This is a genomic window from Streptomyces sp. NPDC031132, assembly GCF_055570595.1.
The window spans coordinates 21,890-47,644 of record NZ_JBVIGX010000023.1 but is presented as its reverse complement, the minus strand read 5'-3'; the positions used below and the strand labels follow the sequence as shown (position 1 = coordinate 47,644).

Annotated in this window: 17 protein-coding genes; 4 read left to right on the top strand and 13 right to left on the bottom strand. The window is 73.1% G+C overall.

Annotated elements, in window-relative coordinates:
- Positions 1 to 18: 18 nt before the first annotated feature.
- Positions 19 to 1,128, bottom strand: coding sequence for a winged helix DNA-binding domain-containing protein (locus ACZ49B_RS27510; protein ID WP_468310999.1), 1,110 nt, complete (start codon positions 1,126 to 1,128; stop codon positions 19 to 21).
- 177 nt (positions 1,129 to 1,305) lie between these two features.
- Between ACZ49B_RS27510 and ACZ49B_RS27505 the strand changes: the two genes are divergently transcribed.
- Positions 1,306 to 2,469 carry a magnesium and cobalt transport protein CorA gene (locus ACZ49B_RS27505; protein WP_468310997.1) on the top strand — a complete coding sequence of 388 codons (1,164 nt, stop codon included), beginning with the start codon at positions 1,306 to 1,308 and terminating at the stop codon, positions 2,467 to 2,469.
- Between the two features lie 284 nt (positions 2,470 to 2,753).
- Positions 2,754 to 3,995 (top strand): erythromycin esterase family protein, encoded by a 1,242-nt coding sequence (locus tag ACZ49B_RS27500; protein ID WP_468310995.1) that lies wholly within the window; start codon positions 2,754 to 2,756, stop codon positions 3,993 to 3,995.
- Positions 3,996 to 4,002: 7 nt separating this feature from the next.
- Here ACZ49B_RS27500 and ACZ49B_RS27495 read toward each other — a convergent pair whose 3' ends face one another.
- The 3 genes from ACZ49B_RS27495 to ACZ49B_RS27485 all read right to left on the bottom strand — a co-directional run bounded on the left by ACZ49B_RS27495 (position 4,003) and on the right by ACZ49B_RS27485 (position 11,204).
- Positions 4,003 to 4,536 carry a hypothetical protein gene (locus ACZ49B_RS27495; RefSeq protein WP_468310993.1) on the bottom strand — a complete coding sequence of 178 codons (534 nt, stop codon included), beginning with the start codon at positions 4,534 to 4,536 and terminating at the stop codon, positions 4,003 to 4,005.
- A gap of 189 nt (positions 4,537 to 4,725) precedes the next feature.
- Positions 4,726 to 9,348, bottom strand: a complete 4,623-nt coding sequence (locus tag ACZ49B_RS27490) for a HEAT repeat domain-containing protein (protein WP_468310992.1) — start codon at positions 9,346 to 9,348, stop codon at positions 4,726 to 4,728.
- A gap of 110 nt (positions 9,349 to 9,458) precedes the next feature.
- A complete protein-coding gene (locus ACZ49B_RS27485) occupies positions 9,459 to 11,204 on the bottom strand; it encodes a serine/threonine-protein kinase (RefSeq protein ID WP_468310990.1) in 1,746 nt (581 codons plus the stop codon).
- Between the two features lie 404 nt (positions 11,205 to 11,608).
- Here ACZ49B_RS27485 and ACZ49B_RS27480 point away from each other — a divergent pair, with 404 nt between their 5' ends.
- Positions 11,609 to 12,874, top strand: a complete 1,266-nt coding sequence (locus tag ACZ49B_RS27480; protein ID WP_468310988.1) for a ricin-type beta-trefoil lectin domain protein — start codon at positions 11,609 to 11,611, stop codon at positions 12,872 to 12,874.
- A 92-nt stretch (positions 12,875 to 12,966) separates the two neighbouring features.
- On the opposite strand, the gene ACZ49B_RS27475 is transcribed toward ACZ49B_RS27480, so the two are convergent.
- The 8 genes from ACZ49B_RS27475 to ACZ49B_RS27440 all read right to left on the bottom strand — a co-directional run bounded on the left by ACZ49B_RS27475 (position 12,967) and on the right by ACZ49B_RS27440 (position 23,075).
- Positions 12,967 to 14,913, bottom strand: coding sequence for an SNF2-related protein (locus ACZ49B_RS27475; protein ID WP_468310986.1), 1,947 nt, complete (start codon positions 14,911 to 14,913; stop codon positions 12,967 to 12,969).
- Positions 14,910 to 17,270, bottom strand: a complete 2,361-nt coding sequence (locus ACZ49B_RS27470) for a hypothetical protein (protein WP_468310984.1) — start codon at positions 17,268 to 17,270, stop codon at positions 14,910 to 14,912. The genes ACZ49B_RS27475 and ACZ49B_RS27470 overlap by 4 nt, the downstream gene beginning before the upstream one ends.
- 343 nt (positions 17,271 to 17,613) lie before the next feature.
- Positions 17,614 to 18,204 carry a DUF421 domain-containing protein gene (locus ACZ49B_RS27465; protein WP_468310983.1) on the bottom strand — a complete coding sequence of 197 codons (591 nt, stop codon included), beginning with the start codon at positions 18,202 to 18,204 and terminating at the stop codon, positions 17,614 to 17,616.
- A 119-nt stretch (positions 18,205 to 18,323) separates the two neighbouring features.
- Entirely contained in the window at positions 18,324 to 19,160 is an 837-nt protein-coding gene (locus ACZ49B_RS27460; RefSeq protein ID WP_468310981.1) for a S1 family peptidase, read from the bottom strand.
- A 150-nt stretch (positions 19,161 to 19,310) separates the two neighbouring features.
- Complete coding sequence (locus ACZ49B_RS27455; RefSeq protein WP_468310980.1) at positions 19,311 to 20,072, bottom strand: tyrosine-protein phosphatase; 762 nt, start codon at positions 20,070 to 20,072, stop codon at positions 19,311 to 19,313.
- A gap of 57 nt (positions 20,073 to 20,129) precedes the next feature.
- Positions 20,130 to 20,798: an O-methyltransferase gene (locus ACZ49B_RS27450; RefSeq protein ID WP_468310978.1), complete on the bottom strand. Its 669-nt coding sequence runs from the start codon at positions 20,796 to 20,798 to the stop codon at positions 20,130 to 20,132.
- A 100-nt stretch (positions 20,799 to 20,898) separates the two neighbouring features.
- Entirely contained in the window at positions 20,899 to 21,969 is a 1,071-nt protein-coding gene (tsaD, locus tag ACZ49B_RS27445) for a tRNA (adenosine(37)-N6)-threonylcarbamoyltransferase complex transferase subunit TsaD (RefSeq protein ID WP_468310976.1), read from the bottom strand.
- A 47-nt stretch (positions 21,970 to 22,016) separates the two neighbouring features.
- Positions 22,017 to 23,075: a phosphatidylinositol-specific phospholipase C domain-containing protein gene (locus ACZ49B_RS27440; protein WP_468310975.1), complete on the bottom strand. Its 1,059-nt coding sequence runs from the start codon at positions 23,073 to 23,075 to the stop codon at positions 22,017 to 22,019.
- Positions 23,076 to 23,286: 211 nt separating this feature from the next.
- Between ACZ49B_RS27440 and ACZ49B_RS27435 the strand changes: the two genes are divergently transcribed.
- Entirely contained in the window at positions 23,287 to 24,288 is a 1,002-nt protein-coding gene (locus ACZ49B_RS27435) for a trypsin-like serine peptidase (protein ID WP_468310973.1), read from the top strand.
- A gap of 29 nt (positions 24,289 to 24,317) precedes the next feature.
- Here the strand turns inward: ACZ49B_RS27435 and ACZ49B_RS27430 are convergent, their stop codons facing one another.
- The gene (locus tag ACZ49B_RS27430) at positions 24,318 to 25,724 is read right to left on the bottom strand and encodes an FAD-dependent oxidoreductase (protein ID WP_468310971.1); all 1,407 of its coding nucleotides are present in this window, start codon (positions 25,722 to 25,724) and stop codon (positions 24,318 to 24,320) included.
- Positions 25,725 to 25,755: the final 31 nt, after the last annotated feature.

The following is a 25,755-nucleotide window of genomic DNA, read 5'->3' as shown; positions in this document are numbered from 1 at the left end:
CGCCCCACCAGAGCGGCGTCAGCCGCTGATTGACCCGAAGCGCACGGAGCCGCGGCTGCCGCCCTGGTCCGTCATGCCGGCGACCAACCGCTCCCCCTCGGCGACGATCCCTTCCTTGTCCTTCTTCGACACCTTCCCGAAGAGCTCGACGGTCAGCGTCCCCTCCTTGAGCCGCCACAGCCCGGCGAGGAACCCGTCGACGAGGAGGGTGCAGTGGGCCTGGTTCCCGGTCCAGGTGCGCCCCTTGATCTCGGGGGCGACCACACGGGTGCGGTCGGCGTGGGAGAGCAGCAGGTTGTCGAACTCCGGGAGGAAGCGGGGCGGTGCCGGCGTGTCGGCGTCGGGCCGGGGCGCGCCGGGCAGGTCGAACAGCTCGACGCCGTTCTCGTCGCGGAAGACGGCCAGCTGCGGGCGCAGCCGCTCGAAGGCCTCCCGCAGCCGGGTCAACCCGGCCCAGACCTGCATGTCCTTGACGGAGGCGGGCCCGAAGGCGCCGAGGTAGCGCAGTACGACGTCGTCCACGGTCTGCGGGGCCGGGACGGCGGGCGCGTCGAGCCACTGCTCCACGGTGGTGAGCCGTACCTGCCCGCTGCGTCCCCACACCCCGCGGGGCGTGACCTGGACGAGCGGGAGCCGGCACCGCGCGGCGACGGACAGGGCCTGCGGATCGGCGTCCGGCCACTGCGTGAGCAGCTCCTGCCGGATCTCGCCCATCGTGCGGGGCTCGGCTTCGACGAACGCCCGCGCGAGCTCGCCGAGCCGCTCCAGATCCACTCCGACGAGGCCCTTGCGGAAGTAGTTGACCTCCCGGTCCCGGGCGCCCTGGACCAACGGCCGCAGGATCAGCGCGTCGTGCGCGGTGTGGGTATGGATGGTGGACCGCATGGTGACCATCCGGACCACCTGCCGGGACTCCATCAGCTCCGCGAGCTCGGCGGGCCGGAATCCGGCGAGCCGTGCGTGCAGCTGGAAGTAGGGCGGCTTCACGTTCTGCGCCTGCAGCCCGAGCAGGTGGGCCACGGCGTCCTGCGCGGACATTGCGGCGCGGCTCAGGAGCAGCTGGCGTGCGAGCGTGGCACGGTTCAGTGAACGGGTGTCGAGTACGGGATGCGCGGTCCGGGAGGCCATGAACAGCAAGCTACCCCCGGTTGCGGACAGATACTGTCCTCAACCGGAGGGCCCGATATCCTTCCGACCGCCCGAAAATAGACGTACGACACGCTCGACAACACGTACGACCCCCACGTTTGACATGCACGTGCGACCACACGTGCGACCACACGTTCGACCGGGAGCTGACCTGCGATGTCGGAGCGCCCAGACCGCCGTCCCTCGCCCTCCGGGAAACGCCCGGGATGGCGCCGCCCCACGCCCCCGCCCGCCACGCCCCCCGCCTCCCCGCCGGCCGGCCCGCAGCCCGCGCCGACGCCGGACCCTCCCCCGAACCACCGCAGCGTGATCGACTCCGCCGTCTACCGCGACGGCCGGCGCATCGCCTCCCCCGCGACCCTCGCGGAGACGTTCCGCCAGCTGCGCGACCAGCCCGACGGCATGGCCTGGATCGGCCTGCACCGCCCCACCGAGCCCGAGCTCCACTCCCTGGCCGCCGAGTTCAACCTCCACGAGCTCGCCGTCGAGGACGCCCTCGAGGCCCACCAGCGCCCCAAGCTGGAGCGCTACGGCGACACCCTCTTCGTCGTCCTGCGCGCGGCGCGCTACCTCGACGCCCCGGAGGAGGTCGAGTTCGGCGAGCTGCACATCTTCGTCGGCCCGGACTTCCTGATCACGGTCCGCCACGGCGCCGCCCCGGACCTCTCCGCGGTCCGCCGCCGCATGGAGGAGACCCCGGAGCTCCTCTCCCTCGGCCCCGAGGCCGCCCTGTACGCGATCCTCGACGCGGTGGTCGACGGCTACGCGCCCGTCGTCGCGGGCGTCCAGAACGACATGGACGAGATCGAGACGGAGGTCTTCCGCGGCGACCCGGAGGTCTCCCGCCGCATCTACGAACTCTCCCGCGAAATGGTCGAGTTCCAGCGCGCCACCCGCCCCCTGGTCGGCATGCTCCACGCCCTGATGGCCGGCTTCGCGAAGTACGGCACGGACGAGGAACTCCAGCGCTACCTCCGCGACGTCGCCGACCACGTCACCCACACCAGCGAACGCGTGGACGGCTTCCGCCAGGCCCTGACGGAAATCCTGACGGTCAACGCCACCCTGGTCTCCCAACAACAGAACGCCGAGATGCGCGCCCTGGCCGAAGCCGGCTTCGAACAGAACGAGGAGATCAAGAAGATCTCCTCGTGGGCAGCCATCCTCTTCGCCCCCACCCTGGTCGGCACCATCTACGGCATGAACTTCGAGTACATGCCGGAACTGAAGTGGGCGGGCGGCTACCCCTTCGCGATCCTCCTGATGGCGGTGGTCTGCGTCAGCCTGTACGTCATCTTCAAGAAGCGCGACTGGCTGTAGCCGGGGACCGAGAGTCGGTGATCAAGCTCGCTAGAGCAAACATCACCGAAGGGCAGGTCGGCACAGCGCTGCACAGCTGGCTGAATACGGTCGGGCGGGGGCGGGCGAAGTTGTCGTCAACGTCGCGGGAGGGTATTCCGAGCATGGCCGGCCGGACGCCGTACGGGACCTCCAGGAGATCCTCGCGGCCCGGCGGGAGGCGACGAACTGACCCGTGAACGGGTACGAACGGCGGGGCACGCTCACGTGCCGCCCTGCCGCAGGCGGGGAGGAGAGGCATCGCGGTGCCCGACGACATGGCCCGATGGCTGCACGAGCACGCCAAACCCTTGAGCACCCTGACTCCCGGCGCGCCCTTGGAGGACCTGAAACCCCTGGGCGAGGCCCTGCGGGGAACACGGATCGTCGGTTTGGGCGAATCCACCCACGGCACGGGCGAGTTCTTCCGGCTGAAACACCGCATCGTGGAGTTCCTGGTCCGTGAGGAGGGGTTCACCACACTCGCCATGGAGGCCAGCCAGTCCGCCGCCCGCGCGCTCGACGCATACGTGCGGTACGGCACAGGCGCGCCCGAACGGCTCGTCTCCCGGCTGGGTTTCTGGACCTGGCGCACCCGCGAGATGGTCGAACTCGTCGAGTGGCTGCGCGCCCACAACCGCGACCTGCCCCCAGAGCGCCGGACCCGCTTCGTGGGAACGGACCCCCAGCTCTGCGCCGACTCCGTCGATGCCGTCGCCGCCTTTCTGCGAAGGACGGCGCCCGATCAGGCCGGGCACGTCCGCGCCTTGGACGTACTGGCCCGGGCCCGCCCGGCCTCGCTTCCGGACCCGGACAAGGGCCTCATGCGGCGCGCCGAGGAGATCGCCCGCCTCGTCGCGGACCACGTCGAGCAGTCGGGCCCCGGCGACGACGCCGACGAGGCCCTGGAACATGCGCGGATCCTGGTCCGCGCCGCCGACCTGGTGACCCGCCCCCTCGACGCCCCGGCCGGCGAGGACAGCGTGTACGCCGCGCGTGACCGCTACATGGCCGATGCCGTCGCACGGGTCGTGGACGACGACCCCGAGGCGCGCGTCATGGTCTGGGCGCACAACGGGCACATCGCGAAGGGCACGTACGGGGAACAGGTACCGGCCCTCGGCAGCAGACTCCGAGAACGGTACGGCGACGCCTACTACGCGCTGGCCCTCCTCTTCGGCAAGGGCTCCTTCCTGGCCCGCCGCGGCAATGATTTTCACGGCCCGCCGGCGCGCCACCGCATAGGCACCGGCTTCCGCTCCCTGGAGGCCAGGCTCGCGGACGCCGTACCCGGTGACTACTACGCGGACCTTCGCGCCGCGGGTTCCTCCGCCGGCGCCGCGCCCTGGCTGCACGCCCCGCACGCACAGCGCAGCTTCGGCTCCAACGTCCAGCGTTTCCTCTTCCGCTGGAATACGGCCCCGCTCGTCCCGGCCGAGGACTACGACGGCATCGCGTTCGTAGCACGCTCGACCTGCTCCCACCTGCTGCCCCCGACGGAGGGCTGAGGATCTTTCACGGCCACAGTTCGAGCACGGCGTTCAGGGTCAGCTGCCACATCGGTTCGGCACCTGTGCCGAATGCCGCGGCGAGCCCGTACCCCACGGACACGTCATAAGGCTCCCGGGCACGCTCGGACTCGCCGGCCGCCGCCCAGTCGGCCGATACGCGCCCGTCGCCGGTCGATGCGAAGACGCCGAGCAGCCGCTCGTCCCGCAGCAGCCGACTGGTGCCGAGGGAGTCCGGAACCAGCAGATAGCGGCACTCCCGCGCCCCGGAGACGACCTCGACGCGGTACGAGCGGCGGGTCAGGAATCCCTTGGAGGGCCGCAGGGTCTCCTCTGCGCCGTCGACGAACAGAGTGAGGTGCTCGGGGCCGCGCGTCCCGATCGGCACGTGGCTCTCCGGCAAGGTGTCCGGGGCCCGCCGGATCTCGACCGGCGGCAGACCGTCCCCGCTCACGCCCAGCGTCCCGGCCTCGTGGTCGAGTTCGATCCGGACCGCGCCGAAGAGCGGATCGTCGGCGGGCACGTACACGTACGGATTCATCGGGACGCTTGCCTCCTGCTCACCCTGGTGATCGTCTTCCCTCGGTCTCGACCGGACGCGGAGGGCCAATCCCCTTTTCGGCGGCCACCCCTTCGCGACCCGTCTGATGGCCGTGGTCTGCGTCAGCCTCTACGTCATCTTCGAGAAGCGCGACCGGCTGTAGCCGACAGCTCTTGACCTCCGATCGCGTCAGACAACGGTTTCGGCGGTCGTGATCTGTTCGAGGAGCTCCGTGTAAAGGGGGCGCCTGTCGGGGCGGACATGGGCGGCGGCGTGTCTGAGGGCGGGGATCGAGGCCGTTCCCATGGCGGTGAGTCCCTCGGCCGCGGCCTTGCGGACGGTGGGGTGGGGGTGTTCCAGCAGCCCCGTCAGGGTGGGGATCGCGGGTGCCCAACTCGCGTGGCAGAGAGTCCGGATCGCCGTGCGTACCAGGTTTGGCTGGGGGTCCTCCAGCAGGATCGACGTGTGGTGCAGGTAGGTCTGCCGGTCCAGCATGGTCCGCGAGGTCCGGTGGGCGTGCAGGCGGACCTTGGGCTTCGGGTGATGCAGCAGCTCGCCGATCAGGTCCCGGAGGGCGGGGTCCTGGTCCGGGTCGGGGCCCCGGTGTTCCTCGGCCAGTCGCGTGAGTGCTCGGCGTATCTGCATCGGGTCGCCGGTGCGGGCCAGGTCCAACAGCTGCTTCCGGGACGGGGGTCGTGATGCTCCCTGCGGTGCGGCCGGGGCGCGGTTGCGGAGGGCGGCCAGTGCGGCGGCGTCCTGCCGTACGGCGTCGGGGTGGCGCAGCGGACCCTCGACGAGGAGCAGGCCGTCCGCGAGGTCGTCGCGTCCTTCGGCACGCAGCCGGCGGCAGGTCTGCGTCAGCGCGGGGGTGCGCAGCAGGGGACGGCCGCGGAGCAGGTCGAGGAACCCCCAGGCCCCGGCGTCGAGCCGGTCGCCGAGATGCTCCGCCAGTACGTCGGCGGGGACCCGGCGCAGCGCCCGCCCGGCTGCGGAGCTGCTGGGCGGCGGGTCGTGCTCCCACCAGTCCAGCAGGAGCGGAACGAGGGGCTCCAGCTCCCCTGGGGCGAGCCGGCTTGCCGCCAGGGCGACCCTGTCGTGCAGGACGTCGTCCGCGCGGAGTTCGGTCTCGCCTAAGGCGTTCAACGTGCGGGCCAGCTCGACACCGACGGGTACGTCGACGCGGCCCCGGAGAAACGCCCGGAGCGCGGGAAGCCTGGCCTCGGGCTCAGGCCACTCCGAGAGCGCCAGGGCCGCGGTGTGCCGGTCCTGCGGAGCGGATGCCCGCAGCATGGCCAGCAGGCGCTCGCGCAGTGCCGTCGAACGGGGCTGGTCGAGGTCGTCGATCTGCACCGTCCGCGGCCGTGGCGCCGGCGCGTGCGTGGTCTCGGTGATGGTCCAGGGTGGTGCGTCGAGCGGCTGGATGTCCGTCATCCAGTCGATGAGGACGGCGCGGACCTCGGGGCCGGCAGAGGCGTAGACATCGATCAGTGTGTCCAGGCGTTCCCGGGAGACCGGGATGCCCTCGTGCGACCGGCGGAGTCGGCGGAATCGTTCCAGGGCGCTCGGCGTGCGCACTGCCGCCTCCAGCTCGGCCCGCCACGCCTCGGCCTTGGCCGACGCGGCCCGCGCGGCCGACGCGGCCCGCGCGGCGAACGCGTCCCGCAGCACAGCGGTCTCGGCCTGCCAGGGGTTGGCGCCCAGCCGGGCCGAAGCAAGTGCCTGCTCGAGGTCGGCGCGGACCAGCACCGCGCCGAGGCCGCGGAGCAGCGTCAGCAGGGACCGGCTCCCGGGCGCAGGGGGCAGCGCGCGTACCGCGTCGGCGACTGCCGGCTTCTCCACCGCCGGCAGAGTCGGCGCGACCGCTTCGAGTACCGCGACGAGGTCGTGCCGGTCTCCGGCCGGGGCCTCGGCGAGCCCGTCCAGCAGGACGCCGGTGAACCGGGCGAAGGCCGTCAGTTCCTCGGTCGTCCACGGTGCAGGGCAGAGCCTGAGGACGAGGGCCAGTACGCGACCTCGGACAGCGGGTTCGGAGTCGGCCAGGCGAAGCCAGTCCGACAGCATGGGCCGCAGTTCCCGCAGTTGGGTGGGGTGCGGCTGCTCATGCCTCTCGGCAACGCGTAGGGCGACGGACGGATTCCAGCCCTCCGCCGTCAGCGACCTGACGTCCGGGTCCACTCCGGTGTCCGCCGCCGGCCCCGGCGCGGCGGGCGGGGTGATCCCGTGCTCGGCCAGAGCCGTCGACAGCTCCTCGATCGTCCCGGCCGCGAGGCCGACCCGGCCGGTCGCCACCAGGGCGAGCAGTGCCGGTGCGACCCGTGACGCCTGTTCGTCCAGCGCGAGGACCGAGCGCGCCGGCAGCGTGCGGTCGAGGCCTTCCAGCAGCAGTTCTCGGGCGCGGCCGTCTTCGCTGTGTTCTGCGGCGGCGAGGACGGTCGCCAGGTATGCGTCGCCGAGGACGGCGCGCAGCGCCTCGACGAGCGAGCCGCGCAGGCCCGGATTGTCGTGACGCCCGAGCCAGAAGAGCAGTGCCGGTACCGCCGTGGGCGTGCCCGCGCGGACCAGAACCTCGGCGGCGGTCTTCTTGATGTTCATGTTCGGGTGGTCGAGACATGCGGCGATCGCGGTGGAGGCCCAGCGTGCCCGCGCGTGACCGAGTGCGAGCAGCGCCTGCCGTACGGTCTGGATGTCCTGGGCGGCGGTCAGCGCGATCAAGGTCGCCGACAACGCCTGCGCATCGTCCCCGGTGGCGTCGCGGGCGAGCAACGCGATCACGTGCTTGCGCACGTGCCGGTCGCGGTGCCGCAGCAGGCGCTGCACCCGCACACGGGTGCGCGCGTAGGGGGCCCGGAGCAGGAGTTCGAGCAGGATCGCCTGCTCGCCGCTCGACAGTCCGGGCCGGTCCAGCAGATCCAGAGCCGTGGTCGCGACGAGTGCGTGTCCGGCCTCTCGTTCGGTCGCCGCATCGAGCAGGCAGGACGGCCTGATCCGTCCCCGTCCGTGGAGGCGGCGGCCCAGGCCGTGTACGGCGTCGAGGACCTCCTGGGGTACCACGGGCTCCCCGGACGGCTGTCCGCCTTCGGGTCGCGGGGCGGCTCCGCCCGGTTCCCAGGACGCCGCCAGCTCGGCCACGATGCGCAGGAGCAGGTCCGCGATGACCGGCAGCGTGCCGGCGCCGCCGTGGGTGGCCAGCCTGCACAGTGCCGCCACGGGCTCGTCCGGGTCCAGGTGGGAACTCAGGAGGGCCAGTTCCTGCTCGTCCGGGCCGCCGAGATCCGCCGCGATGCGAGGCGGCAGATCGGCGGGATCGAGACGGACGAGGAGGGCGCGTCGCTGTGACGGATCGTGGGTCAGGTGCCACAGCACTTCTAGGGCGCGGCTGCGCACCGCGCGCAGATGCGGCGCGATCACGCACGCGCTCTCCGCCGTGGCGAGACCGAGCCCTTCCCTCAACGCCGCCGTGGTCCGCTGCCCGCCGACGGCCTCCAGAGCATCCAGGGCCGCTGCCGGAGCGGACGGCAGGAGAGCGATCACGGCGTCTTCGGCATCCGCGTGGCGCAATGCACGGATTGCGTCGAGAAACGGCCCGGGGACGGGAGCCGAGGGGAGAACCCGGGTGATCGCGTCCCCGATCGGCAGTTCCCCCGCCCCCTGTCCGGCCAGGGCGACCAGCAGCGTGAGCCGCCGCGGCCAGCTCGGATCGTCGGCGTCCGCATCCGCCAGTACACGGAACATCACCTGCCGGCAGGTGAACAGGATCGTCGCGACCTCGTGGGGCGGAATCGAGTGATCGGCCAGCGCCAGGCCGATGACGGACGGGACGTGTGGACCGTCCGCGAAGTGCCCTCGCCGGTGGAGCCCGCGCAGGCACGTCACCGCCGGCCCGCCGAACAGCAAGGGGTCCCGGGCGGCGATGGCCGTCAATGCGCCGATGTCATCGCGGTCCGCCAGGTCACCGAGCAGTTCCATCCCGCGCCGACGAAGTCCGGGCGGCAGGTCCGGATCGTCAATGACCTGCCGCAGCAGGCCGGCGTGCCCGTGATGGGCGGCAGCCGCGAGTGCGGCATCGGCCACCTCGGGCCTGGTGATCACCGAACGGGCAGCGAGGAAGGGAGACAGCCGCCCCGGCGGCAGCGGTTCCAACGCCGCCCATGGCTCGCCGAGTTCACCCAGTACGGCGGCGACGACGTCTGCGCTGTCGGCGCCGAGCAGGCTGATCACATGCTTGCGGACCAGTGCGGGAGCCAGCAGACCCGCGTGCAGCCCCTGCCGGGCCAGCCGCAGCGCCGCGGCCTGCAACACCGGGTCACCGCTCTCCACCAGCTCGTTCACGAGTTGCTCAGGCCGGTGCGCGCAGGTGACCGTCATGTCCCGCACGGCCTGGTACAGCAGTTCACCCCGAGGCTCCTTGCGGATCACCGTCGGCTCGTTGAGAAGCTCAGCGCGCAGCCAAGCGATCTGCACCCGTGCCGGCAGCTCAGCCGTACGCCACGACGGCCGGCGCAGCCCCTGGCGATACGGCCCCAGTCGTTCATGGAGCCGCGCCAGGACGAGCGCCGCCTCGGGCGGTCCCTCCACCGATACCGGCAGCAGCCCCGCGAGTTCGGCGGTCTCGAGCGCGTCAGCCGTCCGGCCCGTCGTGACGCGCTCGGTCAGAAGGACCAGACCCAGCTGCCGAATGCGGGGATCGTCGTGCCGGACGAGGCGTCCGAAGACCGCCGGCGGGCAGAGCTGCGCGTCAAGGTGGCCGGCCAACCAGCCGACGTCGGCTCGACGCACCGCATCGTGGAAGGGCTTGTCCGACGGCGTGATCATCGTCGGATGCTAACGGGGACGTTCCCCGCCCCACCAGCGGGATTCACCCGGTGCGTCTTGCTGACCCCGGTCGGCACGATCCACGGCATGGACCGGGTGGCGGCGGGAGGCTAACAGGCCGGGGACGCGCCCTTCTGGCCGGTGAGGTCGCGGTTGTACAGCCACCCGGTGGCGTTCGTGCCGTCCACGCGCACGTACGTCCACTGGTTGCCGTACGAGTTGACGACGTAGCAGTGGTACCAGAGCTTCGTGCCGTCCTTGACCATGGCACCGGCGGGGCACTGCTGGTACGGCGCGGCCAGCAGGTGGTGGTCGCCGGAGATGTAGCCGTAGGCGCCCGGCTTCGGGTCCTTGTGGGTCCAGCCTGCGCAGTCCGTCGGTACGGGGCTCGGCTGGGCCGGGGCGGGCGAGGCCGCCGTCGGGGAGGGCGATGCCTTGCCCGGCTTCTTCGAGGCGGTGGCGGACGGCTTGGCCTGGTTCCCGGAGCCGGAGGGCGACGGGCCCGGAGTGGTCGCGCCCGGCCGGCCGCCGGCCGCCGGAGAGCCGCCGGCGGGCACCGGCGCCGGAGCCACGGCCCGCACCGGATCGTCGTCGCGGCCCGAGGTCACGGCGTAGGTGACACCGCCGGCGCCGAGTACGGCGACGACCGCGACGGCTATCGCGACACGGCTGCGGCGCCCGGCCCGGTCCACGGCGGCCGAGCCGGCCTGCGTGGCCGTGAGCAGCCGACCCGGCGGGGGTTGCTGCGGCGGGAAACCGGGCTGACGGGCAGGGGCATAGGGCTGCGGAAACGATACGGCGCCAACCGGAGGCGGGGGTCCGAAGCCCGGAGCCGGCGCGAGTACGGACGGCGCGGTCGGGGTCGCCGTCGGGGTCGGGGTCGGCGGGACGACGGCGGAGGCCGCCACCCGGGGAGCCTGCGGGGCGGGCGGCGCGACGGGGGCCGCCACCCCGCCACCCGCCACGCCGCCACCCGCCGCTCCGCCACCCACGGCCCCGCCGCCCGCCGCCACCGCCTCCAGCATCGCGCGGGCCTGGTCGGCGGTGGGCCGGCTCTCCGGCTCCTTCGCCATCAGCGCCAGCAGCACGGGCCCGAGCGGTCCCGCCCGTCGGGGCGCGGGCAGCGGTTCGGCGACGATCGCGGCCAGCGTGGACCACACGGAGGTGCGGCGGAACGGCGAAACGCCCTCCACCGCCGCGTACAGGGTCATCGCGAGCGACCAGATGTCCGAGGCCGGGCCGGGCTCCCTGCCCTGCGCGCGCTCCGGCGGCAGGTAGTCGAGCGAGCCGACGAGCTCGCCGCTGCGGGTCAGCTTCGCCATCTCCTCGTCGCCGGGAGCATGCATGGTGGCGATGCCGAAGTCGGTGAGCACGACCCGGCCGCCCCGCTCCAGCAGCACGTTGCCCGGCTTCACGTCCCGGTGCAGGATGCCGGCCCGGTGCGCGGCGTCGAGCGCGCCCATCAGCTTCGCGCCGATCGCGGCGGCCTCGTACGGGTCCAGCGTGCCGCGCTCGGTCACCACGTCGTCGAGCGAGGGCCCGTCGACGAGCTCCATCACGATGACCGGCAGCCCCCGCTCCTCGGTCACGTCGTACACGGTGACCACGCCGGCGTGCCGGATGCGCGCGGCGGCCTGCGCCTCGCGCTGCATCCGGGCCCGCAGGTCGGCCAGTTCAGCGGGGGTCGCATCGGTGTAGGCGCGCAGCAGCTTGACGGCGACCTCCCGGCCCAGCGCCTCGTCGACCGCCCGCGCGACCACTCCCATGCCACCGCGGCCGACCAGCCCGGTCACCCGGTAGCGCCCTCCGAGTACCTTGCCGACCAGGTCGCCGTCGTTCGCTTGCCCCGATGGCACCGGCACCGCACGCTCCGTTCCTCACCGGCCGTCCGTCGACGGCCTGACGGGGCCCAAGCCTAGGGGGTGTCCGCGAAGTCCTGCCTGGCCCGCGGCCTCTGGTGCCGCACCTCGCCGCGTTGTCGCGGCGCCCGAGTACGTCCAGTACGGGGGCGCCCCTCCGTCTTGCGATGCACGACACCCGACGCCGCGGGCGGCGCACTTCGGGCGCCCGGCACGACTTCGCGGACACCCCTGGAGGCCTGATCGTCTGAGGAAGTTCGCGCGGTGGCGCGGTCGCGCGCTCGCACGGTTGCCGACTGCTGCAGACGGAGCGGCGCCCCCCACCCTTGACCGGGACGCGTCACGAGGGGTTCACTCCCCTCACGCTCAGGTCTGGACCAACACTCGAATCGAGGCCCCCCATGTCCACACCCTTACGCAGACGCGGATTGACGCTGGCGGCGCTCGTCAGCGGCTCCTTGGCACTTGTTCTCGGCTGGGGTCCTGCCACCTCGGCCGTGACGCCCGCCACCCGGGCGCCAGCCGTCAACGCCGTCACCTTCGAGGACAACTTCGACGGCCCGGGCGGGGCCGCCGTGGACCCCGGGAAATGGCAGACCGAGACCGGGGACAACGTCAACAACCATGAGCGGCAGTGGTACACGCCGGGCGCCGCCAACGCCGCGCTCGACGGCCAGGGCAACCTGGTGATCACCGCCCGCCGCGAGAATCCCGGCAACCACCAGTGCTGGTACGGCCGGTGCGAGTACACCTCCGCCCGGCTGAACACCGCGGGCCGCTTCACCCAGGCGTACGGGCACGTCGAGGCTCGGACGAAGGTGCCGCGCGGGCAGGGCATGTGGCCCGCGTTCTGGATGCTCGGCCATGACATCGGCCAGGTCGGCTGGCCGAACAGCGGCGAGATCGACGTCATGGAGAACGTCGGGTACGAGCCGTCGACCGTGCACGGCACCATCCACGGGCCCGTGTACTCGGGCGGCGGGGGCATCGGGGCCGCGTACACGCTGTCCGGCGGTCGTGCCTTCGCCGACGATTTCCACACCTTCGCCGTGGACTGGGCGCCGGGCTCGATCACCTGGTCCGTGGACGGGCAGGTCTATCAGCGCCGGACCCCCGCCGACCTCGGCGGCCGGCAGTGGGTGTTCGACAAGCCGTTCTTCCTCATCCTCAACCTCGCGGTGGGCGGCGACTGGCCGGGGAACCCGGACGGTTCGACGCAGTTCCCCAACCAGCTCGTGGTCGATTACGTTCGCGTCACCACTTCCGATGGCGGCGCCGGGCGTACCGGAACCTTCGCCGGACTGGCCGGCAAGTGCCTGGACGTGGCCGGCTCGCAGACCGCCAACGGCACCCAGGTCCAGCTCTACACCTGCAACGGCACCGGCGCGCAGCGGTGGACGCTGCCGGGCGACGGCACCGTCCGGGCCCTCGGCAAGTGCCTGGACGTCGACCACGCCTCCACCGAACCCGGCGCCAAGATCCAGCTGTGGGACTGCAACGGCACCGGCGCCCAGCGCTTCGACTACAACGCGACCACCCGGGACCTGGTGAACGTCCCGGCCGACCAATGTGTGGACGTACGAGACCAGAACCCGGCCGACGCGACCCCGGTCCAGACCTGGCCGTGCAGCGGCAGTCCCCACCAGAAGTGGAGTTTCAGCGGCTGAGTCCAGGACGAGCGGAGCCCCCGCGGGCTCGCCGCCAGGAGACCGGGAATCGGACGGCGAACGCCCGCTTGGCCAGGCCCGGCTCGTGCCCGTCAGTACGGGCGCAGGAGCTCGCGGAGGGCGTCGGTGTCGCCCAGCAGGGCGTCCGTGTCGCCGTCCGTGAGGGAGGGGTCCGCCATCGGGCGGAGGGCGGGGTCGCGGAGGGCGGCCGCCAGGGCGGAGACCTTGTGGTTGAGGACCGCGTTGACCCGCTCGTCGACCGTGTCGGCGGCCAGCAGCACCGTGCACGTGGGGTGGGCGTCGGGGGGCAGGCCGAGGCGGTGCGTGCGGTCGAGGGCCTGCAGCCAGGTGCCGGCGGCGTACCCGCGGTCCAGGTGCACCTGGTCGCTGGACGCCAGGTGCAGGGAGACGCCCTCGCCCAGGGTCTGCGGGGTCGCGACCAGGGCCCGGCAGTCGTCGTCGTGACGGAAGCGGTCGAGCTCGGCCTTGCGATCGTCGAGCGGGGTGGCGCCCGTGACGACGGCCGGGCGGTGCCGGGCCAGCGCCGTGACCAGCGCCTCGATGTTGCCGAGGAAGCCCGACCAGACGACGGTCTTGCGGCCCTGGGCGCCGTGCTCGGCCACGAGTTGAGCGGCGCGGACCACTTTGGCCGGGCGGATGTGCCGGGTCGGTTCGGCCACCAGGGTGGCCAGGTCCGTGTGGCCGGGCCCGTCCAGCGGCAGCGACCACGGCTGCCCCGGGGCGAAGACCGCGGCCGGGTTGGCCGCGGCCGCGATCAGGTGCAGCAGGGCGCGCCCCGCCTGGGCCGCCACCGCGCCCGAGGCGGATCCCCCGGCCTCGGCGGCGTCCTGGGCCCACTGCCGTACGCGGCTGGTCATGGCGTCGTACAGGGCGCGGTGGGAGGCGTCGAGGGCGATGCGTTCCACCCGCAGGTGCAGGGGCGGGAGTTCGAGATCGTCCTTGGTGGCCCGTACGTAGGCCCGGTCCCTCAGGTGCGCGAGGTCGCCGTGGACGAGCCGGTGTCCCTGCCCCGGCCACACCAGGTCGAACACGGCCTCCAGGTCGCGGGGCCGGTTGGGCATCGGGGTACCGGTCAGGACCATCACGGCGTCGGCGCGGCGGGCCAGTTCCGCCGCCTCCGCGCCGCGCCGGGAGGCGGCGCCGGCCTTGGCGCGGTGGGCCTCGTCGAACACGGTGAGGACCTTGCGCCCGCGGGACCAGCCGGCGAGCGCGGCGCGCACCGCCGGGTCGCCGAGGCGCTCGTAGTTGAGTACGACGACGGTGTCGGTGCGCGCCATGACCCGGGGCCGTACGGCGACGGCGGGCGACCGGTCCGGCGCGAAGCAGGCGCGGGCCTCCTCCACCCATGCCTCGAACGCGGAGGGCGGTGCGACGACGAGCAGGGCGTGCGCGGCCCCCCGGGCCCGCAGTGCGGTGAACACGGCGTACGCCACGGTGGTCTTCCCGGAGCCCGGCACGGAGAAGTTCGCCCCGCCGCCGGCGCGGAGCAGCCGGGCCGCGGCCGTGCGCTGGAAGGGGAGCAGCGTCCGGACGAAGCCCAGGGCCGGGAGGTCGATGTCGGCCGGCCATGCGGACTGTTCGGCCGCATCGTCGGCGACCAGCGCGGCCAGTCCGTCCGCGGCGGCGGCTCCGCCCGCGCGCAGCCGTTCGGCGGCCGGGGTCCAGCTCCACCGGGCGGCCGCCGCGGGATGGCGGGCGAGCAGCCGGGGCAGTGCCCGGGCCCGGTCGCGGCGGACGACGACCGAGTCCGCGGTCACGGCCGTGGCGGGCGCGCCGTGCAGGGTCGGGCCGAGGAGCGCGGCCACGTCCTGCCACCAGCGGTCGGTGACGTGCGCGGGCCGCCGGACCACGGGCCGGCCGGCCTCGTCCACGGCCACCGTGCCGGTGACGCGGGGGTCGTCGGCTCCGGCCCTCGTGCTCGGGCGGCCGTCGTCGGCCACGGCCGGCGTACGGGCGGCGCGAGGGTGCTCCGCCTCGGCGACGGCCTCGGTCGCGGCTTCCGCCTCCGCCGCGGTCACCGGCGGGCCTGCTGCCGGAGGTAGGCCATCACGCCCTGGCGCAGGAACCGGCGCAGGCTTTCGAGGGACTCGTCGGTGCCGTCCTCCACGTCGGGGTCGATGCCCACCTCGTCGATCATGAGGGGCAGGTTCTCGTCGTCGGGGTCGTAGTCCTCCTCGTCGACACCGGCGCGTACGGCGTCCACCCGGATGCCGGCGAGCACGCTCGCCCGGGCGGCCACGTGGTCGATCTCGTCGGCCAGGGCGACGACGGCCTTCTCCCATGCGCCGATCTCGGCGAGCGGGTCGGCGCTCCCCCGGTCGTCCTCCCCGCCTGGGCCGTCCGGCCACAGCGGGACGGCGACGGCGGAGCGGAGGCCTTGGCCGTCCGAGTGGTCGCTGCCGTCGGCCCTGAGGTCGGGCGCCGGGGCGGGCACCGGGGATCCCGTCCCCGTGCCGGGCTTGCCGTCGGTGCCGGGAGCCTTGGCCCAGTTCCGCCGCAGCCACTCCTCCAGCATCTCCGCGCCGGTGGCCGGGTCGACCGGGACCACGGGGTCCTTGACGACGGCCGCGCGGACGATCGCCTCGAGCTGGTCGATCCCTTCGGCGGAGCGGGCCGCGTTCATGACCACGACGTCCGCCTCGACCTTCATCACCCCGCCGCGGCCGCCACGCCCGGTCAGGGTCATCGAGGACGGGTACCGGATCGTACGGGGCGTCCCGTCGGGATGCGTGCCACCGTCCGGGCGGCGGTAGTTGCGCAGGGCGGGGTTCGCGGCGTGGGCGACGAGCGCGAGGACGGCCAGGGCCCGCTGGTGCCGGCCGATGCGGGTCCGCTGGGCCTGCACGGCCGCCGCCAGCTCCCGGCGGGCGCCTTCGGCGATCTCCTCGACGTCCCGGTCAATCAGCTCCGTCCAATTGCCGTCGTGCTGGGCGATGTCGCGCAGCTCCGACTTGCGGAAGGAGCGGGCGGTCACGGCGGTGAACTGGCCCATCTCGCCGTCCCCTTCCAGGCCTGCGACGAGACCTGCCAGGGAGGCGGTGGTGGTCGCCGCCTGCAGGGGCGAGTTGGGCACCCGCAGCCGCTTCAGCGTCTCCCGCACCACGGCGTACCGGGTGGGCACGGCAGGGTCGTCGACCACCGTCGAGACCATGACGTGCGTGGTGGCCACGATGCGGTTGCGATAGGGCGTGCCCGACGGGTCGTCCTCCCAGGGCACCTCCGTGTCGCCGAAGAAGACGTCCCGCTGCTCCTCGGCGAGGTAGTTGCGACGGACGAGGTCGTTGACGACCGTGCGGGCCTTGAAGGCCTCGTCGTCCGACTTCCCCCACAGGGTGGGGTTCTGCCCCTTGACGTGGAAGCGGGCCATGTCGGCGTAGACCACGTCGTGAGCGCTGTTCCTCCGGTACGGATCGACGGCGATGCCGATGTCCATCCGGGCCGTCATCATGCGCAGCGTGGCCTGGGCCTCGGGCGGGGCGCCGTCGAGCCAGGTCTGCACCGCGGTTCTGGTCCGGCCCGTGGGCCACACGGCGAAGGACGCGTCCTCGAAGCGCAGCGCGCGGTGGGCCGCCTCGATGCTGTCCGGGGTGTGCGGGCGGACGGTCAGGGAGCCGTCGTCGGTGTTCTCCCAGTGCATCGTGGACAGGTCCGCGTGCGTGCCCATCAGTTGCCCCATGAAGGACTGGGCGACGCTGACCCGCGTCCAGCCGTCGTCCGTCTCGACGAGGTACCCGCGCTCGTCCTGCGACACGTGCATGTCGTACGCGAATCCGCGGATCTCCTCGCGGATCCCTTCCAGGGCGAGCGAGTCGGCGAATTCCTTCTCTGCCTCGCCGACGTACGCGTGCGGGACACGGACGTTCTGCTGCGCCTTGCTGATGTTGATCAGGTGCTGGGCGGAGCGGGCCCGGATGCGCAGGCCGGAACCCACCTCGTGGATCAACGACTGCCCGTACTGCTCCCGCATGATCCGCTGGGCGGAGGCGGCCATGCGCGGCTGGACGGTGGCCGGGCGCACCATGGGGACGCAGACCACGAGCTGGGCCACCGACAGCAGCCCGGCGTGGTTGCGCCGCCACTGCGCGCGGCGGACGGCCTCGACGTTCTCCCGGCCGCCGGCCGACACCGCCTCGATGGCCCGGACCAACCCGACGGGGGTCTCATCGGGCCGGCAGTCGTGGGCCTTGGCGTACCACTCCATGACGGCCTTGCCGAGTTCGGTGGGCGCCTCCCCGTCGGAGAGGGCGGGCTCGGTGCGCAGGGGCTCGAAGACCGGCGGCAGCAGGGGGAACACGCCGTCCAGGGGGACGACGTCGGAGATCAGGTTCTCGTGGCGGGGCTCGAGGAACCGGAAGGTGCTCTTACGGGCAGCCATGGGTGGCAACCTCCTTGGAGGGTCGACACCCGTCACGGCACGGTGCCCGTACACGGGTACGCGTACGGGAGGACACGGTGGAGGACGGGTGCGTCGTCGAAGCGCTGCAGGAGCGCGGAACTCAACTGCATGACGACGCAAGCGCCGCCTCCACAGACCGTCACCAGAGCCGACCAGGCGCGTCGCCTACTGCGGCGTGCGAGGGCGGATGGACTCCCGATGATGTGGAGCGACCACCCGTCGGAGGTGGTTGCGCAGCAGACCGTAGCTGACGACACCTCAATCCGATGGTGGAATCGGCAAGTTGGCAGAAATGAGCGACGCCTTCCGGCCACGCCGCATTTCAGGATGCGCCGGACGACAGGGCGTCCAGTTTGCGCTCCAGCGCGGCGATGTCGGCCCTCAGGGCGGCGATGTCCGCCTTGTCCGCCGATTGTTCCGGTTCCGCCAGCTGGACCACCAGGGTGCCGCCCGGTTCGAGGGTGACCTCCGTGGTTTCCGTGACGTCGTCGCCGCCCTGGTGGCGGACCGCCGCGTCGAGGTCGGCGCGGCGCAGGCCGTAGTGGCGGATCACCGGGGTCAGCCAGCGGCCGTCGCGGGCCAGGGTGGTGGGGGTGCCCTCCAGCAGGCGGCCCAGCCGTTCGTAGCGGGCCGCCGCCCGGACCACCGCGGTGTTCACCGCGAGCAGTACGGCGGCCCCGAAGGCCGCTCCGAGGACCGAGTCGTCCGGGCCGATCACGGCGTTCTGCACGACGTTGGCCAGCAGCAGCATCACGACCAGGTCGAAGGTGCTGAGCTGCGCCAGCTGGCGCTTGCCGACGATCCGGAGCAGCACGAGGACCAGCGCGTAGACCGCGATGGTGCGGAGCGCCTTCTCCAGGTACTGGATGTCGCTCTGCAGGAAGGGCGTGAGGACACCGTGGGCGGATTGCATCGGGTCAACGCTGGCACATCGCGACGGCGACCGTGGCGATCGACCCGCCGTCGACCGGCGTGATGCGAGGGGCGTGATGCGAGGGGCCGCCCGCCCCGCGGAGCGGGCGGCCGACCGCGTTACGGCTTCGGCAGGGCGCAGCCCGCCCGGTTCAGGTCGATCTTGTTGCCCGCGCCGATGCACGGGACGATGAGGTACGTCTCCTGCGCGTAGTTGATGCCCCGGCGGACGGTGACGTTGCCGTTCTCGTCCACCTCGCACGGGTTGTTCTCCGTGCAGCGCTGCCCGTCCTCGTTGCCCGTGTTGTTGACCGCGACGACCTTGCCCGTCGTCGTGTCGATCACCGGGGAGCCCGAGGTGCCGCCGATGGTGTTGCAGGACGAGGTGTAGCGGACGGAGTCCTTCCAGGTCCACTCGCCCTCCTTGAGGCGGTACGCGAACCCGTCCACGTTGCAGCTGTAGATCCGCTTCCAGTACCCGGACACGACCTTGATCGCCGTGCCCTGCACCGGGCGGGCGTCGTTCAGGGTGAGCGCGCCGATGCCGTACTGGCTCTGGATCTGCGCGTACGTCTTGGTCAGCTGGTAGACCGAGATGTCCGTGTCGGTCATCGTCGCGTACGCGATCTTGCTGGCCCGCAGCGTCGCCACCCGCGAGCCCGAAGCGTTGAGCAGCGAGAACGAGCGGCTGGACGGCTGGTCCTTGACGACCTCGCCCGGCCCCGGGAAGCCGGTCTCGATGCAGTGCCCGTTGGAGAGGACGAGCGCGGGGTCGGTCGGCAGGGAGCCGGGGGCGCGGACGACGGAGCCGGAGCAGTTGCTGAGCGCGACCGTCCCCGCGTAGTTCACGGTGACGGCCGCCGCGGCCTTGCCCTGGGTTTCGGAGGCGGCGGCCGGAGCCGCCGCCGCCCCTATCAGGAGCAGTGAGAGCAGGGCGCCGGCGAGAGGCTTGTTCATGTGGGGGTTCCCCTCTGATGACGAAGCATGGTGCGCGAGGCAACCGGAGGTCCTCCGGTTGTCATGCGCATTGTTGGGATGCCCGCATCAACTGACAAGCCTGTAGGCCTGGTTGGCCGATGTCACTCCGGTGTCAGGTTCCGGCCATGATCAGCGCAGCAGACGCTCCCGGAGCCGGGCCGTCGTCGCGGGCGTGATCCCGACGCGGTCGGCGAGATAGCCGGCCGCGGAGCCATAGCGCGTGGTCAGGTCGGCGAGGACGAGGGAGAGGATCGTCGCCGGGGCGCGGCCGTACGCGGGCCAGCGCATGGTGCGGCCGGGGTGGGCGGCGTGCCAGTCGGCCGTGAGGCGGGCGGTGGCCAGCTCGGTGAGCGCGAAATCGGCCAGGATCTCCTCCTCGGACACCTCGAGGAGCGTCAGGACGAAAGCGGCGATCAGGCCGGTGCGGTCCTTGCCGGAGGTGCAGTGGAAGACCGTCGGCCCGGGGTCGGCGGCGATGAGCTCGACGGCCCCGCGGATCTCCTCGACACCGTCCTCGGTCACCTCGGCGAACCGGTCGGCCAGGTACCGCCAGGGGTCGACGTCGGGGTCGATCGCGGCCTGGTCGTACGGGCGGTGCTCGATGCTCAGGTTGGCGTACGCGAACCGGTCGGCCTCCGGGATCCGCCCCTTGGCCTCGATCTCCCAGGGGTAGCGCAGGTCGATGACGGTCCGTATGCCCAGTTCGAGGAAGCGCTCCCAGTCGGCGCCCGCCAGCTTGCCGAGGGAGTCGGAGCGGTAGAGCGTGCCCCAGGCGACGGTACGGCCGTCGGCGGAGCGGTAGCCGCCCAGGTCACGGAAGTTGTGCAGGCGTTCGAACTCGATGTGGCGGCGGTGCGTGTCCGCGGGCGGCTCGATGGTGCGGTCGGTCAACTGGGGCTCCTAGGGGCGCGATTGTCGCCCCAGGATGCCCCAGGACGCCCCAGGGCCCTACCGCTTGCGCGCGAGCGTGAGACCGTCCGCGATCGGGAGCATCACCGACTCGACCCGCTCGTCGGCCCGCACGTGCGCGTTGAACTCCCGGATGGCCAGGGCGTTCCCCCGGGCGTCCGCGTGCACCGCCTCTCCCCCGTACAGGACGTTGTCGGCGAGGATCAGCCCGCCGGGGCGCAGGCGCGGCACGAGCTCGTCCCAGTAGGCGCGGTAGCCGGACTTGTCGGCGTCCAGGAAGACCAGGTCGATCACCGGCTCCTGCGGGAGCGCGCGGAGCGTCTCCAGCGCCGGGGCGATCGCGAGCTCGATCCGGTCGCCGACCCCGGCCGCCTTCCACGCCTCCTGGGCGATCGACGTCCACTCCTCGGAGACGTCGCAGGTCAGGACCCGCCCGCCGGGCACCAGGCCGGCGGCCAGGGCGAGCGTCGAATAGCCGGTGAACGTGCCGACCTCGACGATCCGACGGGCGCCGAGCATCTTGCCCAGCAGGGTGAGGAAGACGCCCTGCTCGTGCGGGACCTGCATCTGCGCCTCGCGGCCGAGCGCGCGGGTCCGCTCCACGAGCTCCTCCTGGACGCGGCTCGGAGGCTCGGCCTGCGCGACGAGGTACCCGTACACCTCGTGGGTGAGGTGCACCGTCTTCACTTCGTCGACGTCCCTGTCCATGTCGTACGTCCCTTCGCGAGTCCCGTGTGCATGCCTTCGGGACTGCCCAACGACAGCGCCCCGGAGCGGCAACGGCCCGCCCCCGCCCCGGGCAGGGCCGTCAGCCCGTCGGGTGGAGCGCCGCGTACTCCAGCGGGGCCGACGGGTCGATCGTGAGGTCGTACGGCGCCGGCTCCGCGTCCGCGCGGACCAGAAGGTCGCCGATCGCCGCGATCATCGCGCCGTTGTCCGTGCACAGCGTCATCGGCGGCACCCGCAGTGCGATGCCCGCCGAGGCGCAGCGCCGTTCCGCCAGCGCCCGGACGCGCGAGTTGGCCGCCACGCCGCCGACCACCACCAGCGTCTTCACCTCGTACGCCGTGCAGGCCGCGACCGCCTTGCGGGTCAACACGTCGGCCACCGCCTCCTGGAGCGAGGCCGCGCCGTCGGCGACCGGCGGCTGCTCCCCCCGCTGCCGGTGGCCCTCGGCCCAGCGGGCGGCGGCCGTCTTCAGCCCGGAGAAGGAGAAGGAGTACGCGTACGGGTCCTCCCCGCGCGGCCCGCCGGTCAGCGGGCGCGGGAACGGCACGGCCTTCGGGTTCCCGCCCCGCGCCGCCCGGTCGATGGCCGGCCCGCCCGGGTACGGCAGGCCGAACACCCGGGCCACCTTGTCGAAGCACTCCCCGGCCGCGTCGTCCAGGGTGTCCCCGAGGTGCACGATCGGCTCCCGCACGAGGTCCCGTACGAGCAGCAGCGAGGTGTGCCCGCCGGAGACGACCAGCACCACGCAGGGCTCGGGCAGCGGCCCGTGCTCGAGGGTGTCGGCGGCGACGTGGCCGGCCAGGTGGTGCACCCCGTACAGCGGTACGCCCAGCGCGTACGCGAGGGTCTTGGCCCCGGCCAGTCCGACCTGGAGTGCGCCGGAGAGGCCGGGGCCGGTGGTGACGGCCACCGCGTCGAGCTGGTCCGCGCGCAGTCCGGCCTGGTCGAGGGCCTGGCGGACCACCGGGTTGAAGGCGTGCAGGTGGGCGCGGGCCGCGATCTCGGGGACGACCCCGCCGAAGCGGGCGTGTTCGTCCATGCTCGACGCGACGACGTGCGCGAGGAGGCGGCCGCCCCGCACGATGCCCGCGCCCGTCTCGTCGCAGGACGACTCGATACCGAGCACCACCGGAGAACACGCCACCGCCATCACACCTGCACCCGTAGCCTTGTTGCAAACAGTTCGCAATAAGCCTACTAGCCGCGCGGGACCACCGTCGCCAGCACCGACGGCAGCGGGTACCAGTCCGCCGAGGCGATGGACGCGTGGTGCCGGGCCATCAGGCCGACCCGGTCCCGGGCCTGGGCCTCGGTCGGGTGCACCCCGTCGATGGCAGGAGCCACGCCGTGGGCGTCGGTGGCGATCAGCAGGTAGTGGTTGCGGTCGTACCAGGCGGTGTCGATGGAGCCGCCCGCGTACGCGCCCGCATCCCCGTCGAAGACCACGAACCAGGGGCGGAGCGTCGCGTCGGCGTACCGGGCCCGCGGGTCGCCGGCCTCGGCGCGGTGCACGGCCGGGAAGGCGGCGGCCTGGCCGAGCCGGCCCGCGGCGGCGAGGGAGCGCAGGTGCTCGGCGTACTCCCGGTCGGTCCACAGGGTGTCGCCCGCGTTGCCCTCCTCCAGCGTGCCGGGGATCAGCTCCACCAGGAACTTCCCGGCCATCGCGGCGCGGCTCGGCCAGGCCCCGGCCCGCGCGGCGCCGTCCAGGTCGGGGTGGCCGGCGGCGAGCTGGCCGGGGCGGTAGACGGCGTCGCCGAGCTTCGAGGCCAGCAGCGCGTCGAGTTCGGCGGGGCCGCGCCCGAGGTTGGCGGCGAAACCGTCCTTGAGCTCCAGCTTGAGGACGACCGGACGGTGCCCGGGGTGGGCGTCGTGCCAGCTGCGGATGTCGGAGAGGCAGCCCGCGAGGTTCTGGTTGCGGGACTTGGTGCGCAGCTGGGCGGGGCTCGTGGCGTTCTCGCAGTTGCTGTCGTTGCCGAAGGGGTTGTCGTGGGAGACCCTCCAGGAGCTGCCGAAGAAGTTGGTCCACACGTCGAGTTCCAGCATCGCGGCGCCCGAGTCGAGGGCGTCCGCGAAGTACGGGTACTTGGCCTTCTCGTACGCGTTGTGCACGCCGACGCCGGTCGATCCCGCGTACGGGAGGTCGACGGCGGCGCCTGCCGCCCCGGCGGCAGCCCCTGCCGGGGCCGTGCCCAGTACGAGGGCCAGGGCCGCCAGGCCCGCCGTCACCGCGCCCGCCATCCGGTTCCGCAATCCCATGCTTTCGGCTCCTGTCCGCCCGGTCGGTGCACCATGTGTCAACTCGCCCGGAGGGTAGGTCAGTTGGGTGACATCCGGAAGGACGGCGGATGACGGGTGTCCGGCTGTGAGAACAGACACGTTCCGGATCCGGAACTGCCGTCCTCGCGCCGTCCGTCGAACAGGGGGCCGATCGGGGTGCCGATCGCGGTTTTCCGGGCGGGAGTGCCACATGTTCACCAAGGTTCGCGGCCGGGCCGTACGGGTGCCGCTGCTCGTCGGCGTGTGCTGCGCAGCGCTGATCGGGGGCGGCGGGTTCCTGTGGGAGCTGCGCGGCATCGCGGCGCACCTCGCGGACGGGGATCTCGCGGAGGGGAGTTACGTACAGGACCCGGAGCAGGCCGACCGCGCGGCGGCGGCCGTGCTGGACGGCCTGGCGCGGGAGACTCCGGCGCCCGAGGCCCCGGTACGGGAGACCCCGGCGCCGGAATCCGCCCCGCCGGGCCCGGCCGCGCAGAGCACGGGCGGCCCCCCGGCCGGCGTGCACTGGCGGTCGGGCGGCTGGCAGCCCTCCGACCCGCTGGTCGCGCGGCCCGCCGCAGCGGAGCCCGCGACCGGGGCGCTGTTCTCCCCCGGCGAGGACGGGGACCAGGACCACCACTGCTCGGCCGCCGTGGTCCACTCCCCCGGCGGCGACCTCGTCGCCACCGCCGCCCACTGCGTCTACCGCGGGATGTTCGGCTTCCGTACGAACCTCGCCTTCGCCCCGGGCTACCGCGACGGCGAGGCCCCGTACGGGATCTGGGTGCCCACCCGGATCGACGTGGACCCCCGCTGGACCGAGGACCAGGACCCCGACTACGACGTCGCCTTCCTCCACGTGCGCCGGCCCGGCCGTCCCGGCGAGCGGCTGGAGGACTCCACCGGGGCCCATACCATCCGGTTCCGTCCCGAACTGCCCGCGCCGGCCCGCGTCGTGGGCTACCCGAACGACACCGAGCACCCGGTGGAGTGCTTCAACACCGCCCGCGCCGCGGGGCCCGCGCAGCTGCGGCTGGACTGCGCGGACGTACCCGACGGCACGAGCGGTGGCCCGGTGCTGACCGACGCGCACGCCCTGATCGGGGTGGTCGGCGGCCGCGACGGGGGCGGGGACGAAACGACCTCGTACAGCAGCCGGTTCGACGAGGCGGTGCGCGACCTGTACGACCGGGCCGTGGCGGCCCCCCGCTGAGTCGTCTCCTCAGGGGTCCCGCCGGGCCCCTACGAACCCGAGTCCGGCGGCCCCGGGTGGTGCGGCGGATAGGCGGCGGTCTCCGGGGCCGTCGGCAGGCGCCACTTGGACAGGACCCGGATCACCGTGCCCGGGCTCAGCAGGGTGTTCGGCGAGGCCGACAGCGACAGCACACCGAAGAAGGGGCGGGAGATCTCCGGGTCGGCGTTGGCACCCACGATCACCCGCGACATGTAGGCCTGCAGGACCTTGGTCGCCCGGTCGGGCGGCGGCCCCTCGGTCTCCGGGTAGCGCATGTCCTCGCTGGTGGCGATCTGCCAGGCCACCTCGGCGGCGGCGGCCGTACGCCGCTGGATCCGCCGCGCGGCCGCGGCGATCTCCCGGGGCGCCAGACCCCGGATGGCGCCGGCCAGCGCGTCCGCCGCGAGGGCGGCCACCGTCATCCCGTGCCCGTACACGGGGTTGAACCGGCAGGCGGCGTCGCCGAGGACGACGAACCCGGCCGGCCAGCGATCGAGTCGCTCGTAGTGGCGCCATTCGTTCGCGGTGCTCCGGAACCCCGTCGGCGAGGAGAGCGGTTTGGCGTCGCGGAGGGCGTCGTACAGGGCCGGGGTGCGCAGGCTCCGGGTGTACTCGAGGAACTCCTCGTCCCCGGTCGGCGGTGCGTGTTCGCCGTTGCCGATCAGCGTCGCGAGCCAGCGGCCGTCGTCGAGCGGCACCAGCACGCCCCCGCGCGGGCTGTCGGGGCGGCCCTGGACGTACATGCCCTGCCAGCGGCGGGCCGGGTCCGGCGGGACCTCGTAGTAGCGGCTGGAGTAGCCGAGACGGGAGTCGTAGCGGGTGGTCGCCGGGGCCGGGTGGCCGAGGGCGGCGAGCCAGGCCGGGGCCCGGGAGGTCCGCCCGGTCGCGTCGACCACGAAGCGGGCGGGCAGCGGGCCGCCCTCGCGCAGCAGCACGCCGGCCACCGAGCGGCCGTCCGGTCCGCCGACGAGCCCCGTCGCCGTCGATCCGGCGCGGACCCGGATCCGCTCGTCCCGCAGCACCTCTCTGCGGACCGTCCAGTCGATCAGCTCCCGGCTGCCCACCAGGATCCGCGACCCCGGAACCTGGTGGAACCAGTCGGCGGAACTCAGCCACAGGAAGTCCCGCGGCGACTCCATCAGGGCGGCCCCGGCCGCGAGGAGCTCGCGGGTGACCCCGGGCAGCAGCTCCTCCATCAGCTCCAGGCCCCGCGACCACAGCACGTGCACGTGCCGGGACTGCGGCACACCGGGACGGAAGGCCGGTCCGGTGTCGGGCAGTTCGTCCCGCTCCACCACGGTCACGCGCGCGAACCGCTGGGCGAGTGCCCGCGCCGCCAGCAGCCCCGCCAGGCCTGCGCCGAGGACCACTGCGTGGTCGTGGGCTTCTGGGTGGTTGTCCGTGTCGTCGTCCATGGCGCCGAGTCTCCCGTGGCCTGCGCACCCG